This window comes from Saccharopolyspora sp. NPDC045839 (assembly GCF_056431645.1).
In genome coordinates this window covers 1-15431 of the sequence record NZ_JBWKKH010000063.1, presented here as the reverse complement: position 1 = coordinate 15431, position 15431 = coordinate 1, and the positions used below count along the sequence as shown (strand labels likewise).

The following is a 15431-nucleotide window of genomic DNA, read 5'->3' as shown; positions in this document are numbered from 1 at the left end:
CTCCCCCCCCCCCCCCCCCCCCCCCCCCCCCCCCCCCCCCCCCCCCCCCCCCCCTTCTCCCCCCCCCCCCCCCCCCCCCCCCCCCCCACGACTGCGGAGTCTGGCACCGCGACGGGACCACCGACCCTGCGCGCGTGGACAGCAGCGTGGGGGTTACGACGATCGCGACATCGCCCCTGGCAACCCGGACCATCTTGCCGGAGCCGTGGACATGATGCTCGCCGCACTGATCGGCGCCGTCACTGCCGATGTCGTGAGGCAGGCTCGGCGAGTGCGCAGCGCCCCGGCACCTCGACCGGCGTCGAAGGGCGGGTGCATGCGTCACCCGGCACGACAGCCGCGCGGACCTCGTCACCTGGGTTGCCACGATTGGGGCCGTTGGTCTCTGGGGAGGCAGGGACGCTGCCGTGCAGTCTGGGGCAAATCTGATTGGCCGAGACCTGTGAGGTGGCTATGTCGAACACACGGGAGAACACGGCAACGGCAGCTGCGGAACCGCTGGCCGCAATCGGGCGGTCCTGGGGATGGCTACTGGTCTTCGGGATCCTGACCGGTCTCGCAGGGATCTTGGCGCTGGTGTGGCCGGGACCGGCGGTGGTGACCATCGCGATCATCTTCGGCGTCCAGCTCTTCGTCGGTGGGATCTTCTGGTTCGTCCAGGCGGTCAGCTCGCACCAGGAAGGCGGCTTCGCGCCGATCCTGCTGGCCGTGCTGGCTGTTCTGGCGGGTGTGGTCGTGTTGCGCTCGCCGGCGGCGTCGGTCTTGCTGTTCCCACTGGTGCTGGGCTCGTTCTGGACGATCAGCGGCGTCATCGAGACCTTCCACGCCATCGTCGGTCACGCCGTGGCGTCGAGGGGATGGGCGATCGCTTCCGGTCTGCTCAGCGTGCTCGCCGGGATCGCGCTGCTGGTCTTCCCCGGCATCGGTCTGGTCACCCTGACCTACGTCCTCGGCATCTGGCTGGTGGTGTACGGCGGCATCGCGGCGATCCGCGCAGTCCAAATGCGACCGCAGGGTGCTGCGGCACCTGCGGCGCAGGCCGGCCCCGCGCCGGCGTAGACGGGGGTGGGTAGTGTCCGATCAGAGCAATCGGAAATCTCGTGTCTCGCCACAACGCCGCCACTGGCTGTCGCCGCGCGTGGCGACGGGGTTGGCGCTCGCCGTGCTGGCGGTGGTGCTTGCCGTCGAGAACCGGCATCCGGTCGACATCAGGGTGTTCATCCCGGTGGTGACGATGCCGGTGTGGACGGCGCTGACGGTGATGCTCGTCGTCGGCGTCATCGTCGGATTCCTGCTGTCCCGTCCCAGGAAGTGACAGAACCAGCGATCCCGGGTGTTCGAAGGAGACGAGGGGCATGGCACAGGCAGGGCATGGTTCCGTCCACTACGCGGCGACCAAGGAGCACTGGGCGAGCGGACTGGAGCTGTTCGCTGCCATCATGCTGGTCATCATCGGGTTCTTCCACGTCATCGTCGGACTCACAGCGGTGCTGCAAAGCTCGTACTACGTGGTCGCTCAGAACTACGCCTTCACCATCGACACCACCGCCTGGGGCTGGGTGCACCTGGTGCTGGGAATCCTGCTCGCGCTCACCGGAGGTGCGCTGGGCACAGGTCGGTCGTGGGCACGCGTAGTCGGCATGGTCATCGCCGGGCTCAGCGCTCTGGGGAACTTCCTGTTCATCCCGTACGAGCCGGTGTGGTCGCTGCTGATCATCGCGATCGACGTCGTAGTCATCTGGGCCTTGGCTGCCCAACTGCGGGAACTGCCCTCCGGCAGGACCGCATCTAGCGAGTAGCGGAGGAGGAGAAGAGCACGGCATCCCACAACGTGCCGCACCGGCACGTTCGGACACGCGACCTTCAGCGCCGCTGGCATCCCAGAAGGCAAGGTGGGGGTTGCCACGCAGTCCGGAGGCGTGGGATAGAGCCCGGACAGCCCGACCTGCTCGCCCTTCGCACCGAAGATCCCCCGGCAGGACGAGAACCGTTGCTGCATACCGTCATGCGTGCGATGACCAACGACACACTCGAGTCCATGTCAACGCTCGCCTCTCTGGCTTGGCCGTGGCGAGCGGTGGTGTGGTTCGGTGGCGGCGCAGGCGGTTGGCGTTGCCCACGACGGACAGGGAGGACAGGGCCATCGCGGCGGCGGCGATCATCGGGGACAGCCGGATACCCAGCAGCGGGTAGAGCACGCCTGCGGCGACGGGGACGCCGATGGCGTTGTAGATCAGGGCGAAGAACAGGTTCTGCCGGATATTGCGCATGGTGGCGCGGGAAAGCCGGATCGCGGTGACGACACCGGTGAGTGATCCGGAGATCAGGGTGATGTCCGCGGCTTCGATGGCCACGTCGGTGCCGGTGCCGATGGCCAGGCCGACGTCGGCCTGGGCCAAGGCTGGGGCGTCGTTGATGCCGTCGCCGACCATGCCGACCCGGCGGCCCTCGGCTTGCAGGCGGCGGATCTCGTCGGCCTTGTGCTGGGGCAGCACTTCGGCGAGCACCCGGCGTACGCCGACCTGCCGGGCGATGGCGGCGGCGGTACGGGCGTTGTCGCCGGTGATCATCACGGTTTCGATGCCCAGGCGGTGCAGGGCGGCGATGGTGGCGGTGGAGTCGTCCTTGACGGTGTCGGCGACCGCCATCACCCCGGCGGGTTCGCCGTCCACAGCAGCCAGGATCGGGGTCTTGCCCTCGGCGGACATGCGAGTGCTGATCGGGTCGAGCGGGCGGATGTCGACTCCGGCGTCGATGAGCAGGCGGGCCGTACCGACGAGCAACGCGTGACCGTCCACGGTGGCCTGGACGCCTTTGCCGGTGACCGAGTCGAAGCTGGTGGCCGCGGGCGGGGTGAGGCCGTGGTCGCGGGCCCCGGCGACGACGGCCGTGGCCAGGGGGTGTTCGCTGTCGGCTTCGGCGGCGGCGACTAGCGAGAGCAGCCCGTCCTCAGTCAGTTCCCGGACGGCCACGATGTCGGTGAGCACGGGTTTACCGGCAGTGATGGTGCCGGTCTTGTCCAGCACCATGGTGTCGAGCTTGTGCGCGGTCTCCAGCGCTTCCGCCGAGCGGATCAGGATGCCGGCGCGGGCGCCTTTGCCGGTGCCGACCATGACCGACAGCGGGGTGGCGAGGCCCAGCGCGCACGGGCAGGCGATGATCAGCACCGCGACCGACGAGACCAGCGCAAGGGTGAGCGCGGGCGGCGGGCCGACCACGAACCAGACCACGAAGGTGGCGATGGCGATAGCGATGACGGCGGGCACGAAATACGCAGAGGTGGCGTCGGCCAGGCGTTGGATCGGCGCCTTGGAGGCCTGGGCCTGCCGCACCAGGCGGATGATCTGAGCGAGCATCGTGTCGGCGCCGACCTTGGCCGCGCGGACCCGCAGCGAGCCGGTTCCGTTGATCGACGCGCCGATCACGGCGTCCCCGGCACGTTTGGTCACCGGCATCGGCTCGCCGGTGACCATCGACTCGTCCACCGCCGAGGATCCGGCCAGCACGGTCGCATCGACGGGGATCTTCTCCCCGGGCCGAATGACCACCTCGTCGTCGACGACAACGTCCTCGACGGCGACTTCGGTTTCGGTGCCGTCGCGAACGACACGCGCGGTGCGGGCCTGCAGGCCGAGCAGCGCGCGGATCGCCTCTCCGGTACCGGCCTTGGCGCGGGCTTCGAACAGCCGACCCAGCATGATCAGGGTGAGGATCACGCCTACGGCCTCGAAGTACACCTCACGCACCTCTTCCGGCAACGCGGCCGGGACCACGGTGACCAGCAGGCTGTAGCCGTAGGCCGCGACCGTGCCCAGGGTGATGAGGCTGTTCATGTCCGCACCGCGGTGGACCAGGGTCAGCCAGCCGGTGCGGTGGATCGGCCAGCCCGTGTAGAACATCACCGGCGTGATCAGCCCGAGCTGCACCCAGTGGTCGAGCAGTATGGCGGGCACCCAGTCCACCGCGAACAGCGACTGGGCCATCACCGCGAACAGCACCGGTGCCGTCAGCACCGCACCCACCAGCACCCGACTGATCAGATCGACGATCTCCGCCCGCCGCTCCGCTGCTTCCGCTGCCTCCACGTCGGCGGCCGCCATTCCGGCGGAAGGCGGCTCGGCTCGGCCGCCGGCCAGACCAGCGGCGGCCTGCTCGTCGCCGGTCGCTGCGTCCGACGGGTCGACCAGCAGGGTTCCGTGGATCATGTTCATCCCGCAGGCGAACCCGAACGAGCCGGATACGGTCGGCGTGAGCCGGACCGCGGTGTGCTCGTAGGCGGGCAGTGCCGCGCTGAGCCGCAACTCCGGGAAGACGACCTTGGACGTGCAGTCCCCGGACTCCTGCCGGTCGAACACGATCTCCACCGGCACGCCCTGGCGCACCCGGATGACGTCCGGGCTGTACCCGCCGCGCACCGTCACATGCACCCGCTGCACCCCGCCGGCAAGCAGCGCAGTGCAGGCCCGGCGCGGCCCGAGGAAGAACCAGCCCAGCCCGGCGATGGCCGCGACAGCCACGACCACAACGGCGATGTCGGCGACGGTCATGACGGGCCCTCCGCATGGGGTGGGCGCTTGCTGGGTCCTCCCAGCATGCCCGCCGGGTACGGGGTAGGGGTAGGGACTTTGGGTAACGGATGGCCCGTTTCCCCAGGCGCCGAGGCTGGGGGCCGATGGCCCTATCCGACCGTCTCCCGGCTGGCGACTCTGTCGCCAGTGGGTGTCACCACCATCAGACGTGTCATGCGCTCGCCAACACCATCGGAGATCCGGCGCGTGCGCAGTGCGACACGTTCTGCAGCGCCCCGACCGAAGGTGGCGATCCTGACGCGGTCGGGCACGCCGGCGCATTCAAGATGTCCGACTGCCGGTACAACGTCCACCTCGAATGCCAAGACCCTGGCATCGCGGTGGGTAATGAACTGGACTTTGTGGACTGTCTGACCTACGAGCCCGCATAGTTGGCTTGGGTCGTCGAAGATCCTCGCGCTGCGAGGAGCGGAAGAGTGCTGGAAGGGCGGCGGAGGACGGAGAGGTCACTGACCGCCCTTCTGGATGTAGGAGCGCACGAACTCGGTGGCGTTCTCTTCGAGGACGTCGTCAATCTCGTCCAGCAGGGCTTCGGTGGCATCGTCGAGCTCGTCGCGCCGCTGGTGGCCAGCAGCCGTCGGTTCAGGCGCTTCTTCGTCGTAGCCGGCGCGCCGCCGGGGCTTGTGTTCGCGCATCAGTGCCTCCACGCGGGCAAGGGTGCTCGGTGAATCGCCGAGTACGTGAGGACAGGCTCGCGCGAGGCGGGCACGGGTAGATAGTGCCGATCGGCCCTCGTCGTGTCGGTGGCCTAGCGGGCGACGGCGACGAGGCATGCTGCGTAGTGCACCACGGCGTGGCTGACCGAGCCAAGCAACGCTGCTCGGACGACGCCCCGTCCGTAGGTCCTGACGACGCCCCGGCGTCGTCAGCGGCCGCAAGTAGTGCGTCGGCAAGGTGCTCGACCGTTGTGACCTCGCGGTGCACCACGACGTCCGGGTGGTGCTCGCCCCGCCCGGCCAGGGCTTCGGAGAGCTCCCGGTGGGCGGCCTCGACCGTGTCGGAGTTGAACCGCCATGCCGGGTTCGGCGGCAACGCGTCCGCGGCGGCTGGTGCCGAGTAGGCGGCCACCGGGCTTGCCTCGCCAAAGCACGGCTGTGCCGGGGTGCGATCTCGGGTCGCGGCGGGTAAACCCGGAGCGCCACTGCCCGTCATAGCGGGTTTGGGCGTTAATGCTGAGCCCGGACTTGGGGGAGCTATGGATGAGAGCAGGCCGCGGATCGTCGTCGGCGTGGATGGATCGGCTGGCTCCCGGGCGGCGTTGCGGTGGGCGCTGCGCTATGCCGAGCAGTGCGATGGACGCGTCGTTGCCGTGATCGCGTGCGGGATTCCTGCACTGATCGACGTGGTGATACCGATGCCGGCGGACGATGTGTCCGCGGTCGCGGAACGGGAGTTGAGAAAGGCGGTCGACGAAACCCGCGCATTGCTGGGGGCGCATATTTCCGTGGCGCAGAGGGTCGTTCGTGACCATGCGGCTCGGGCGCTGTTGGACGAGGCGAAGGACGCGGACCTGTTGGTGGTGGGCCATCGTGGGCATGGCGGTTTCGTCGAAGCGTTGCTGGGGTCGGTGAGTCAGCACTGCGTCCACCACGCACCGTGTCCGGTCGTCGTCGTTCGTCATGCGCCTGGATAGGCGTCGCCCACACGCCGCCATGTGACCGACGCATTCGGCGTTGCCGCGCGGTTGCCGGGCGGCGATCTGGGGGCGACGCGGCGCTCAGTCGTTGATGCGCACGACAGCCACCGGGCAGTGGGCGTGGTGCAGTACTCCGGCGGTGACGGAGCCGAGGAGCATGCCGCTGTAGCCGCCGCTGCCTCGGTGGCCGACCACGAGGAGTTCTGCGTTGCGGGATGCGTGGGTGAGGGCGGAGACGGGATGACCGCGTTGTGCCACCTGGTGAATGCGGACGTCGGGGTATTCGTCGCCGTACCCGGCCACTTGCTCGGCGAGGCGGCGTTGCATCCGTTCCCGGACTTCTTCGGGGCTGGGCAGCGGTATTGGTGTCGCGAAGACGTCGTCGTGTTCGGGATGCTGCCAGAGTTGCATGGCCAGGAGATCGAGCCCGCGCACGGCGGCGGCTTCCAGCGCGAACTCCAGTACGACCTGGCTCCGTGGCGAGCTGTCCAGGCCGACTACGACGGGCCCGGTGACTCCGGGTCTGGCGCGGTGGACGACAACAGGGCAGGAACTGTGCATGGCCACGGCGGTGCTTACCGAGCCGAGGAGCGCGCCGGTGAAACCACCGAGTCCGCGTGAGCCGACGACGATCAGATTCGCCTGGGTGGACCGCTGGATCAGGACGTCGGCGGGGTGGCCGGAGGTGACTTCCTCGGTCACAGCGACGCGTGGTGCCTCGGCGCGGCAGTGGTTGGCTAGCTCGCGCACGGTCGTGGCCGCCCATCCGGACCGCGCTGGGTCGTCGTTGACGAGCACGAGGTGCAGCGGCAGGAGTCGTCGTCCTGCGTCCGCGGTTGCCCATGAAGCAGTTGGTGCCGACTGCGGTGAGCCGTCGACTCCTACCACCACGAGACGAGGTGATTCCGTCATGATTCCCCGACCGAAGCCTCCCGCCGCGACGGCCAAGCCCTCGCAGGCCGCGCTATGCGCCTACTTTCCCTTGCGTGCCACCGGGATTTCCTTGCGCATCTCGGTTTCCCGCCGTGGCATGCGGATGGTGAGGATGCCGGCCTCGTACTCGGCCTTGATGTCCTCGGTGTTGCAGCTGGTCGGCAGCAGCATGGTGCGGCTGAAAGAGCCGTAGTAGAACTCGCTGTGCCGCTCGGTGCCTTCTTCGTGCTTGCGTTCGGCGTTGATCTTGAGCTGATTGCCTTCGACGTTGATGTGGATGTCCTTGTCGGGGTCCACACCGGGCAGTTCGCAACGGATCACGAAGCCGTTCTCGTCGGTGTAGGTCTCCACCCGCATCGCATGCCGCTCGCCAAAGGGCCACTCTTCGAACATCTGGAAGATGTCGGGCATGGCAAGGCTCGGCCTGGGCAGCATGTGGTGGTGGCTCATGATGTCCTCCCAGACAACAGGATCACGGTGCCCTCAGAGTCCACCGCAGGTGCACGCGGAACATAGGGCCGACCGGCCCGTTCCGGCTGGACGCATCCGGGTACCCGGGCGGCGTTGACCGTGAAACCGGTGGTGCGGGGGAGTGTCGTGATGATGAGCAGGGCGGTCCCGTCGCAGGAAACGATGCGCTCGGCGCTGGCCTTGGCCTGCCGGCACCGTCGGTCCACAACAGCCAGCCGTTGCGGTGGAAGCTGGCGAGCATTCGGTGCACCTCTACCTCGACCGCTCCCGGCTGCTGAGCATCAGCATCGACGAACGTGAATCAGCCAGGATGGCTGCCCGCGAAACCTTCGCCGTGCCGACCGAACTGCACTGCATCGCACCGGTCGAGATCATCGAATCCCGCATCGGATCCCGGATCGGCGACGCCTCAGACGCGACCGCGGACATCGCCGCACACATGGCACGCGATTTCGACGCATGGCCACAAGCTACGCGCATCGACACCTCGGGCCGGGCCCCGACACAGCGCTGTCCGCAGCATGGGAAGCGCTGCGGAGCTGACTGATCGTCGACATCGGACTGCGGCCAACCGAACTGGTCCGGCGTTGCGCATCTCGCAGATCGTCTCGGATCACCACTACGAGACAGGCGGCGTGGCTGACGCAGCCACGTCCTCATCGAGGAATCCCACCACGCCCGACAGATGCCAAACATGCCGGTGGGGGAGGCACCCGATCCGGTCAACCGTGATCGCTCCGGCGAGAGCATCCGGTCCAGCGGAGGTACCGTCACGGCGGGCGCGGCGATCCCATCCCGTACTGCGGTGAGCGGTGCCGTGCGTGCGTGGCCGAGCCCCGAAACGGCCATGCCCTGCGGGGCCGGGCTTGACGCCGCACCCGGCCCCGCAGCCCGCCGTCCATGCTCGCGAGGCAGGTCGCAACAGTCAGGCCGCCGCTGGAGGCCGTGTTCGGCACCGCGCCCCGCCAGAACGGGCCTATGCTCTGATGCTGCCCTTCCTCGCGTTGGTCTGGGCGTCGACGAGTCTCCGAGACGCGACGGTGAGCCCGAAACCTCACCGGACGTCCGAGCCTGGACCCGATGACGAAATGCCCTAATCGGGCTCAGGCAGGTGGCCCAATCTTGGGTGGAAGCAAACCTTCTGGAGCACGTGATGGACGCTAGATCAGTGGGGGCTCACGTTCGTTGGCTCATGCACTCCCTGGGGCGGAATCCGTTGCGGCGTCGGCTGGACCGGATCGCGGCGATAGCAATTCTCGCGTTGCTCGCAGCCGCTGTATTGATGGTTCCGGCTGCGATCGCGGCCGGGAAAGCGAGCTACGCCAGTGCGGCACGTGAGGCTGCTGTTGCCGCAGTGACCGGGCGACCGGCGGAAGCCACCGTGACAGGTGCACCCGAAGCCCACCTGGGCGGCGGACCCGAGCACCACTCCATCACGTACTCGGCCGAGGTCTCGTGGATCGGCGCAGACGGGAACGGGCGAGTGGACACCACTGCCGTCCCGCCGACGACCGTGCTAGGCAGCAAGATCTGGTTGTGGGTCGACAGGGCTGATCGCATCACGGTTGCGCCGCCGAGTGAAGGTCAGCTGCGAGTCTCTGCTGTCTGTTTCGCCCTCGGGATCATGGTCACCGGGCAATTGCTGTGCGTCGGGTTGATCTGGGGTGTTCGGGGGATCGCCAACGCGTGTGCCGTGCGTGCCTGGAACCGGGAGTGGGAGAGCGTCGAGGCGAAGTGGTTGGAGCGCTGAGCCGCTGGTGTGAACGGGAGTGCGATGTGGAGACCGTGGACAAGGACGGGCCGCTTGTGGTGGGAATCGACGGTTCGCAAGCCAGCATTCGCGCCCTGCGGTGGGCACTGCGGGAAGCACGGGTTCGCGATGTTTCGGTGTACGCGATCATGGTGTGGCAATCGCACGCGGTTCTCGCCGGGCCTGGGCCGCTGACGATGTATCCCGAGCTGGCACCGCACCACGCCCGCGAACAGCACTGGCGAGACCTCACCGGCATCGTCAGCGCCTGTCTGGGCGGCGAGTCCGCACCCGAAGTGCATGCCGAGCTCCTGGAGGGACACCCCGCCGAGGTGCTGGCGGACCGCTCGATGAACGCCGCCATGCTGGTGCTGGGCGATCAACGGCATGGGCGGGTAGCCGACGTGGTGCTCGGCAGCACGGCGCTGCGCTGCATCCACAAAGCACGGTGTCCGGTGCTGATCGTCCCCACCGGAATGGACATCGGGGACACCGACGAGGGAGCAGCGGAGAATCCGGGCCTCGACCCCGTCCTCGGTTGAGCAGCCACTGCGAAACAGTGCAGTGACCGGGGAGGTAGCGGAAAACCGTCGGAAGACCCGGCGCACCGCGTCTCGATTACGTGTCGGTTCGTACCCGATCTCCGTGGTCTGTACACCTAGGCTTTGGTGGCGCGGATTACCGCGATGGGGCAAGGGGCGTGGTGCAGGACGCCGGCTGCTACGGAGCCCAGGAACAGGCCGTCGAAGCCGCCGTGCCCGCGGTGCCCGAGGACCAGTAGCTGGGCGTCCCGGCCGGCGTCGGTCAGCGCTGCTACGGGGTGCCCGTGCTGCGCCACCTCGCGGGTGCGGACCTTCGGGAACTCCGCGCGCAACGAGGCCATCAGTTCGGTGAGCGAGTGTTCGACCTCCCGCTGCACCTGCTCTCGGTCGGCGGGTGTCAGGGGCACTGCGAGCAGCCCCTCCTCGTGCCACACCTGCATGACCACCAGTTCCGCTCCGCGGCCGGCCGCCTCTTCGAAGGCGAACCGCAGCGCGGCCAGGCTGCATTCCGAGCCGTCCACACCGACTACCACCGGACCCACGGTTGTCGGAACACCTTTGCGCACCACGACCACCGGGCACGCACCGTGGGTGGCCACGGCCGCGCTGACCCCGCCCAGCAGAGCGTCGGTGAAGCCACCGTGACCGCGTGCGCCGAGGACCGTCAGCTGAGCTTTGGTGCTGTGGCGCAGCAGTTCCTCAACGGGATGGCCAGGTGCGATCTCCGTGTCGACATGCACGTGGGGAGCTTGCGCACGGCATTTGGCGGCGGCTTTCTGCACGGCTTTCTCCGCGTAGTCGGCGCGCGCGGGGTCGTCGTTGACGATCACCAGTCGTAGCGGTGCGCTGCGGAGGTCTGCTTCGGCCACAGCCCAGGCGGCTGCCCGGACGGAGTCCTCCGAACCGTCGATGCCCACGACGATGGGCTTGTCCGCTGTCGTCATCTCGCGCTCCTCATCAGCTTTCGCCGCGGACAACGGCCACCGGACACGTCGCGTAGTGGAGCAGGCCGGCGGCCACTGAGCCCAGCAGCAGTCCGGTGAATCCGCCCCGTCCCCGATGCCCGATGACGAGCAGCCGTGCTTCTTCGCCGGTGGCAGCCAGCTCGGAAACCGGGTGGCCCCGTTGCGCGACCTGTCGCACCGGCACGTCCGGATAGGCCTCCGCCCACCCGGCGAGCTGTTCGGACAGGCCACGCTGGGCTTCCGCTCGCAGGTCCAGCAGCTCGTACTCCAGCCTCGGCACGATCGGCGCGTACTCGACATCCCGCCACACCTGCATGGCCAGGAGTTCGGTGCCATACCGGGATGCGGCATCGAATGCGTACCGCAGGGCCGGGCGGCTGTATCGGGAGTTGTCCAGCCCGACGAGCACCGGACCGGCGTCGCGATGGTCGCGGACCACGACGACCGGGCAGTGCGCGTGCGTCGCGACCTGGCTGCTGACCGACCCCAGCAGTGTCGCGCTCAGAGTGCTGCGTCCACGTGACCCGACGACGACCAGCTGCGCGTTGCTGGACAGGTGTACGAGCACGTCGGCCGGATGCCCGTGGACGACGGCCGGCTCGACTTTCAGTTGCGGCCAGCGCGCGACGAGATGATCCGCTACGGCCCCGGCGGCCTCCCACGCCTCGTCGTCCTGCAAGGGGTTGTCGGTGATCATCACGATGCGAACCTGTTGTGCCTGCCGCAGGTCGGCCTCGCGAGCAGCCCAGACAGCAGCGGTAGTGGATCGCTCGGATCCGTCGACACCAGCAATGATCGGCGCGTTCGTCATTTTCAGCCCCCGCAACGCGAATCCGGGCTCATCACAGAAGACGAGTTCCGTGTGCCACTAAGGCATTGGCCCGGTGTCGCTCCCAGGATGCGGGACTTGTAGGGGCCCTGCATGTCGCACTCCGTCCTGCGCTCATGGCGGCTCGTTCGGGGTGAAAGAGCGGAAACCGACGTCCAAGGGCCGGAAGGCTCTACTGACCAGTTGCGCAACGGGCGCAGAGTGCGAGGGCTCGAACTGGAGGTTGTGATGGTTACGCTGAGCATCATCAAGGCCGACACCGGAGGGTTCGTCGGGCACTCGGCGGTGCACCCCGACATGCTGGCCGCCGGGCAGGACGCGTTGAGCAGCGCAGTCGCCGACGGTCTGCTGCTGGATGGCAAGGTCGGTCATTGCGGGGACGATCTGTCGTTGATCATGACCCACGAGCACGGTGCCGATGCCGAAGCCGTGCACTCCTTCGCCTGGGACGTGTTCCTCCAGACCACGGAGATCGCCAAGCGGCTCGGCCTGTACGGCGCGGGCCAGGACCTGCTTTCGGATGCGTTCAGCGGGAATCTGCGTGGGATGGGCCCGGGTTATGCGGAGCTGGAGTTCACCGAACGCCCGAGCGAACCGGTGGTGTGCTTCCTGGCCGACAAGACCGAGCCCGGTGCGTGGAACCTGCCGCTGTACAAGATGTTCGCCGACCCGTTCAACACCGCCGGCCTGGTCATCGACGCGAAGATGCACGCCGGGTTCCGGTTCGAGGTCTACGACCTGTACGAGGAGAAGCGGATCTGGTTCGACTGCCCGCGCGAGCTCTACGAGATGCTGATGTTCATCGGTGCCCCGGCCCGGTATGTGATCCACTCCGTTGTGTCCAAGACCTTGCATGAGCAGGCGGTGGCGACCTCGACGCAGCGGTTGTCGTTGATCGCGGGCAAGTACGTCGGCAAAGACGACCCGGTGATGATCGTGCGCTGCCAGTCCGGGCTCCCCGCACTCGGTGAGGTGCTGGAGCCGTTCTCGTTCGCCTACACCGCGGGCGGGTGCATGCGCGGCTCGCACCACGCTCCGATGATGCCGGTCAGCGTCAACGACGCCCACCCGGCACGGTTCGACGGGCCACCCCGCGTGGTCGCCCTGGGATTCCAGGTGCATCAGGGCAAGCTGGTCGGGCCGCGGGACTTGTTCGACGACCCGTCGTTCGATCGCGCCAGGGCGCAGACCAACGAGGTCATGGACTACCTGCGCCGTCACGGGCCGTTCGAGCCGCACCGGCTTCCTCTGGAGGACCTGGAGTACACCACCATGGCGGACCTGGAGAAGCTCTTGGCCGACCGGTGGCAGCCGATGCCTGAAGCAGCTGTCCCGGCCCCGCGCTGACGCGGGTAGCCGATTGGCTTGGTGTCGCGCGATTTCCGGGGCAGTGGGCGCTTCGCCTCGCCGATCGGTTCCGGATCTTCCGATGCGGCCGCAGGCCCCCACAGCCTTCCGGCGCAGGACGTCGTGCGATCTCTGCACACCGACGCCCAGCGTGGGCTGGCCGTGCTGGAAGCGGGTCGCCGCCTGGAGCGGTACGGGCCGAATGTGTTGCCTCGAGTGGGATCAGCGGGCCCATTCATCCGGCTGATGCGGCAGCTGAACCATCCGTTGATCTATGTGCTGCTCGTCGCCGGGGCAGGCGCGTTGGCGTTCGGCGGAGGTGCGCGCCTGCCATGGCGCCGGTGTCGCGGTCAAGATGATCACGGGTGACCATGCCGCCACCGCCACTGCGATTGCCGGCGATCTCGGCCTGCTCGACCACGGCGGGGACGTGCTCACCGGATCCGATCTGGCCGAGCTGCCTCCTGGGGAGTTGCCCGGCGCGGTGGATCGAGCAGCGGTGTTCGCTCGCGTGTCGCCCGAGCAGAAGCTCCGATTGGTCGAGGCATTCCAAGCCAGCGGTCACGTCGTGGCCATGACCGGTGACGGGGTCAACGATGCACCGGCACTGCGGCGGGCCGACATCGGCGTCGCCATGGGCCGCAGCGGCACCGATGTGGCCAAGGATGCCGCCGACATGGTGCTCACCGACGACGACTTCGCCACGATCGAAGCGGCCGTGGAGGAAGGCCGAGGTGTCTTCGACAACCTCACCAAGTTCATCGTGTGGACGCTGCCGACGAACATGGCCGAAGGGTTCGTGATCCTCGTGGCCATCCTCCTCGGCGCGGCGCTGCCGATCTTGCCGAGATCCTGTGGATCAACATGACCACCGCCGTCGCCCTCGGGCTGATGCTCGCCTTCGAACCCAAGGAAGCCGACAGCATGCAGCGCCCACCGCGCGATTCCCGCAAACCGTTGCTGACGCGCGCGCTGATGCTGCGGATCCTGCTGGTGTCGGTGTTGCTCGTCGGAGGTTCGTGGTGGTTGTTCGCCTGGGAACTGACGCGTGACGCGACGCTTGCCGAAGCCCGCACCGCAGCGGTGAACCTGTTCGTCGCGGTCGAACTGGTCTACCTCTTCAACTGCCGGTCGCTGACCCGTCCGATGTGGAGCATCGGCGTGTTCAGCAACCGGTGGATCCTCGGCGGTGTGGCCGTGCAGGCAGTGGGGCAACTCGCGATCACCTACCTACCGGTGTTCAACGGCCTGTTCTACACCGCACCCATCTCGGCTGAGGTCTGGCTTCGGATCCTCGGCCTGGCCCTGCTGGCTGGCTCGTCGTCGCCGCCGACAAACGACTGCGCAAGCGCCTCATCTAGCCACCACGGTTCCGCCGCTGGCTAGCTGTGAAGGTGCGCGGGCTCGCCCGTCATCTGTTCGACGTCGACTTCGGCGCTCTTGAGCCAGCGGTGAGCCAGGTCGTGCAGCGCTCGGGCGGCCGCCAGCTCATCCCCGATTTCCGGCACGTTCTGATCCTCCGGAATGCGCCGGGCCGCGCCTTTGCCACGGAGGTCGGTCGCGTCTCGCGTGTGCAGTCGCGCTTCGGCGTGCGTGTGGTCGGCACCTCGTAAAGATCGATGTCGACGGTCCAGCGTTGTGCCGAAGTCATGTCCGACTCCTCGCTACTCGGTCTGGAGCTTCCAGCCGTCGAGCAGGAGCAGCGCCCCGGTCGCGAAGAAACCCACGCCTTCACCGAGGAACACGCAAAGTACAGCAAGGCTTGCCGACGTGATCCCGAGTGCCCTTCGAGCCGACAGCCATGCGCGGAAGCGGGTGAGCGGACGGACGTCGGTGACTTTCCGTGCGAGCTCCGGATCCTCGGCGTTCAGGTGCCGCTCGATCTCGTCGAGGAGGCGCCGTTCGTGTCGTCGAAGCATGAGGGCCTCCGGAGGTCGACCGTCCTGCTGGGGCAAGCATCGCCAAGCATGGGGACGGACGAACAGAGCCGATTGGCACCTCTCCAAGCGCGACGAGTCACCGACGTCGAGTTCCGGCGCGTTGCTGCTGGCGTGGGCACCGTCCGGTCGCCGTTGTCGAGCGCCGATGCTCAGCGGACTACGGCCACGGGGCAGGGCGCGTAGTGCGCTATGGCGTGGCTGACCGAACCGAGCAGCGCCGAGCGGGTGATTCCGCGTCCCCGAGTGCCGACCACGAGGAGATCGGCGTCGACCGCAGCGGTTCCTTCGGCCTGCTGCTGCTGGCGGCCACTGCGTTGCTCTGCGCTCTGCTGACTTAGGGGTCGTTTCAGAATGGGGTGAGTTTGCGGGCGAGGATCATGCAGTGTCCTAGCTGGAGGAAGGCGTCGTGCATGAAGTCGTGGGCTTCCC

General features: G+C 67.9%; 21 protein-coding genes. 12 read left to right on the top strand and 9 right to left on the bottom strand.

Translation table 11 applies throughout. The features are described from left to right. Positions 1–453 precede the first annotated feature (453 nt). From AC07EQ_RS42615 to AC07EQ_RS42605, 3 genes are all read left to right on the top strand, one after another. On the top strand, positions 454–1059 hold the full coding sequence (locus AC07EQ_RS42615) for an HdeD family acid-resistance protein (protein WP_478393473.1): 606 nt from the start codon (positions 454–456) through the stop codon (positions 1057–1059). Between the two features lie 79 nt (positions 1060–1138). Beyond that, positions 1139–1315, top strand: coding sequence for a LapA family protein (locus AC07EQ_RS42610; RefSeq protein WP_478393472.1), 177 nt, complete (start codon positions 1139–1141; stop codon positions 1313–1315). Between the two features lie 40 nt (positions 1316–1355). Then, positions 1356–1799 (top strand): DUF7144 family membrane protein, encoded by a 444-nt coding sequence (locus AC07EQ_RS42605; RefSeq protein ID WP_478393471.1) that lies wholly within the window; start codon positions 1356–1358, stop codon positions 1797–1799. A 204-nt stretch (positions 1800–2003) separates the two neighbouring features. On the opposite strand, the gene AC07EQ_RS42600 is transcribed toward AC07EQ_RS42605, so the two are convergent. Further along, a complete protein-coding gene (locus AC07EQ_RS42600; RefSeq protein ID WP_478393470.1) occupies positions 2004–4547 on the bottom strand; it encodes a heavy metal translocating P-type ATPase in 2544 nt (847 codons plus the stop codon). A gap of 488 nt (positions 4548–5035) precedes the next feature. Next, a complete protein-coding gene (locus AC07EQ_RS42595; protein WP_478393469.1) occupies positions 5036–5224 on the bottom strand; it encodes a ubiquitin-like protein Pup in 189 nt (62 codons plus the stop codon). A 560-nt stretch (positions 5225–5784) separates the two neighbouring features. On the opposite strand from AC07EQ_RS42595, the gene AC07EQ_RS42590 reads away from it, so the two are divergent. Then, complete coding sequence (locus AC07EQ_RS42590; protein ID WP_478393468.1) at positions 5785–6222, top strand: universal stress protein; 438 nt, start codon at positions 5785–5787, stop codon at positions 6220–6222. An 84-nt stretch (positions 6223–6306) separates the two neighbouring features. Here the strand turns inward: AC07EQ_RS42590 and AC07EQ_RS42585 are convergent, their stop codons facing one another. After that, on the bottom strand, positions 6307–7137 hold the full coding sequence (locus AC07EQ_RS42585) for a universal stress protein (protein WP_478393467.1): 831 nt from the start codon (positions 7135–7137) through the stop codon (positions 6307–6309). Positions 7138–7197: 60 nt separating this feature from the next. After that, positions 7198–7608 carry an Hsp20/alpha crystallin family protein gene (locus AC07EQ_RS42580; RefSeq protein ID WP_478393466.1) on the bottom strand — a complete coding sequence of 137 codons (411 nt, stop codon included), beginning with the start codon at positions 7606–7608 and terminating at the stop codon, positions 7198–7200. A 265-nt stretch (positions 7609–7873) separates the two neighbouring features. Here AC07EQ_RS42580 and AC07EQ_RS42575 point away from each other — a divergent pair, with 265 nt between their 5' ends. From AC07EQ_RS42575 to AC07EQ_RS42565, 3 genes are all read left to right on the top strand, one after another. Continuing rightward, positions 7874–8176 carry a hypothetical protein gene (locus tag AC07EQ_RS42575; RefSeq protein WP_478393465.1) on the top strand — a complete coding sequence of 101 codons (303 nt, stop codon included), beginning with the start codon at positions 7874–7876 and terminating at the stop codon, positions 8174–8176. Positions 8177–8821: 645 nt separating this feature from the next. Further along, positions 8822–9379 carry an Rv1733c family protein gene (locus AC07EQ_RS42570; RefSeq protein ID WP_478393464.1) on the top strand — a complete coding sequence of 186 codons (558 nt, stop codon included), beginning with the start codon at positions 8822–8824 and terminating at the stop codon, positions 9377–9379. Between the two features lie 26 nt (positions 9380–9405). Continuing rightward, positions 9406–9921: a universal stress protein gene (locus AC07EQ_RS42565; protein ID WP_478393463.1), complete on the top strand. Its 516-nt coding sequence runs from the start codon at positions 9406–9408 to the stop codon at positions 9919–9921. Between the two features lie 116 nt (positions 9922–10037). On the opposite strand, the gene AC07EQ_RS42560 is transcribed toward AC07EQ_RS42565, so the two are convergent. Beyond that, positions 10038–10865 (bottom strand): universal stress protein, encoded by an 828-nt coding sequence (locus AC07EQ_RS42560; RefSeq protein ID WP_478393462.1) that lies wholly within the window; start codon positions 10863–10865, stop codon positions 10038–10040. A 13-nt stretch (positions 10866–10878) separates the two neighbouring features. Continuing rightward, complete coding sequence (locus AC07EQ_RS42555; protein ID WP_478393461.1) at positions 10879–11697, bottom strand: universal stress protein; 819 nt, start codon at positions 11695–11697, stop codon at positions 10879–10881. Between the two features lie 246 nt (positions 11698–11943). Between AC07EQ_RS42555 and fbp the strand changes: the two genes are divergently transcribed. From fbp to AC07EQ_RS42535, 4 genes are read left to right on the top strand one after another with little or no spacing between them, the layout of a single operon-like run. Further along, entirely contained in the window at positions 11944–13062 is a 1119-nt protein-coding gene (gene fbp, locus AC07EQ_RS42550) for a fructose-1,6-bisphosphate aldolase/phosphatase (protein ID WP_478393460.1), read from the top strand. A gap of 21 nt (positions 13063–13083) precedes the next feature. Continuing rightward, positions 13084–13431, top strand: a complete 348-nt coding sequence (locus AC07EQ_RS42545; protein WP_478393459.1) for a cation-transporting P-type ATPase — start codon at positions 13084–13086, stop codon at positions 13429–13431. Further along, positions 13418–13930, top strand: a complete 513-nt coding sequence (locus tag AC07EQ_RS42540; RefSeq protein ID WP_478393458.1) for an HAD-IC family P-type ATPase — start codon at positions 13418–13420, stop codon at positions 13928–13930. The genes AC07EQ_RS42545 and AC07EQ_RS42540 overlap by 14 nt, the downstream gene beginning before the upstream one ends. After that, positions 13927–14448, top strand: coding sequence for a cation transporting ATPase C-terminal domain-containing protein (locus AC07EQ_RS42535; protein WP_478393457.1), 522 nt, complete (start codon positions 13927–13929; stop codon positions 14446–14448). The genes AC07EQ_RS42540 and AC07EQ_RS42535 overlap by 4 nt, the downstream gene beginning before the upstream one ends. Here AC07EQ_RS42535 and AC07EQ_RS42530 read toward each other — a convergent pair. From AC07EQ_RS42530 to AC07EQ_RS42520, 3 genes are all read right to left on the bottom strand, one after another. Next, positions 14445–14639, bottom strand: coding sequence for a dsRBD fold-containing protein (locus AC07EQ_RS42530; RefSeq protein WP_478393484.1), 195 nt, complete (start codon positions 14637–14639; stop codon positions 14445–14447). The two genes, AC07EQ_RS42535 and AC07EQ_RS42530, sit on opposite strands and share 4 nt — an antisense overlap. Positions 14640–14726: 87 nt before the next feature. Beyond that, positions 14727–14981: a DUF3040 domain-containing protein gene (locus AC07EQ_RS42525; RefSeq protein WP_478393456.1), complete on the bottom strand. Its 255-nt coding sequence runs from the start codon at positions 14979–14981 to the stop codon at positions 14727–14729. Positions 14982–15151: 170 nt separating this feature from the next. Continuing rightward, a complete protein-coding gene (locus AC07EQ_RS42520) occupies positions 15152–15232 on the bottom strand; it encodes a universal stress protein (protein WP_478393483.1) in 81 nt (26 codons plus the stop codon). Here AC07EQ_RS42520 and AC07EQ_RS42515 point away from each other — a divergent pair. After that, positions 15197–15340 carry a hypothetical protein gene (locus AC07EQ_RS42515; RefSeq protein ID WP_478393486.1) on the top strand — a complete coding sequence of 48 codons (144 nt, stop codon included), beginning with the start codon at positions 15197–15199 and terminating at the stop codon, positions 15338–15340. The two genes, AC07EQ_RS42520 and AC07EQ_RS42515, sit on opposite strands and share 36 nt — an antisense overlap. The last annotated feature ends 91 nt before the right edge of the window (positions 15341–15431 follow it).

Excerpts from the sequence above, each read along its gene's own strand:
- AC07EQ_RS42585 (WP_478393467.1), bottom strand. The coding sequence starts at position 7,137 with ATGACGGAATCACCTCGTCTCGTGGTGGTAGGAGTCGACGGCTCACCG.
- AC07EQ_RS42615 (WP_478393473.1), top strand. The coding sequence starts at position 454 with ATGTCGAACACACGGGAGAACACGGCAACGGCAGCTGCGGAACCGCTG.
- AC07EQ_RS42600 (WP_478393470.1), bottom strand. The coding sequence starts at position 4,547 with ATGACCGTCGCCGACATCGCCGTTGTGGTCGTGGCTGTCGCGGCCATC.
- AC07EQ_RS42570 (WP_478393464.1), top strand. The coding sequence starts at position 8,822 with ATGCACTCCCTGGGGCGGAATCCGTTGCGGCGTCGGCTGGACCGGATC.
- AC07EQ_RS42540 (WP_478393458.1), top strand. The coding sequence starts at position 13,418 with ATGATCACGGGTGACCATGCCGCCACCGCCACTGCGATTGCCGGCGAT.
- AC07EQ_RS42580 (WP_478393466.1), bottom strand. The coding sequence starts at position 7,608 with ATGAGCCACCACCACATGCTGCCCAGGCCGAGCCTTGCCATGCCCGAC.
- AC07EQ_RS42560 (WP_478393462.1), bottom strand. The coding sequence starts at position 10,865 with ATGACGACAGCGGACAAGCCCATCGTCGTGGGCATCGACGGTTCGGAG.
- AC07EQ_RS42535 (WP_478393457.1), top strand. The coding sequence starts at position 13,927 with ATGACCACCGCCGTCGCCCTCGGGCTGATGCTCGCCTTCGAACCCAAG.
- AC07EQ_RS42595 (WP_478393469.1), bottom strand. The coding sequence starts at position 5,224 with ATGCGCGAACACAAGCCCCGGCGGCGCGCCGGCTACGACGAAGAAGCG.
- fbp (WP_478393460.1), top strand. The coding sequence starts at position 11,944 with ATGGTTACGCTGAGCATCATCAAGGCCGACACCGGAGGGTTCGTCGGG.
- AC07EQ_RS42555 (WP_478393461.1), bottom strand. The coding sequence starts at position 11,697 with ATGACGAACGCGCCGATCATTGCTGGTGTCGACGGATCCGAGCGATCC.
- AC07EQ_RS42590 (WP_478393468.1), top strand. The coding sequence starts at position 5,785 with ATGGATGAGAGCAGGCCGCGGATCGTCGTCGGCGTGGATGGATCGGCT.
- AC07EQ_RS42525 (WP_478393456.1), bottom strand. The coding sequence starts at position 14,981 with ATGCTTCGACGACACGAACGGCGCCTCCTCGACGAGATCGAGCGGCAC.
- AC07EQ_RS42605 (WP_478393471.1), top strand. The coding sequence starts at position 1,356 with ATGGCACAGGCAGGGCATGGTTCCGTCCACTACGCGGCGACCAAGGAG.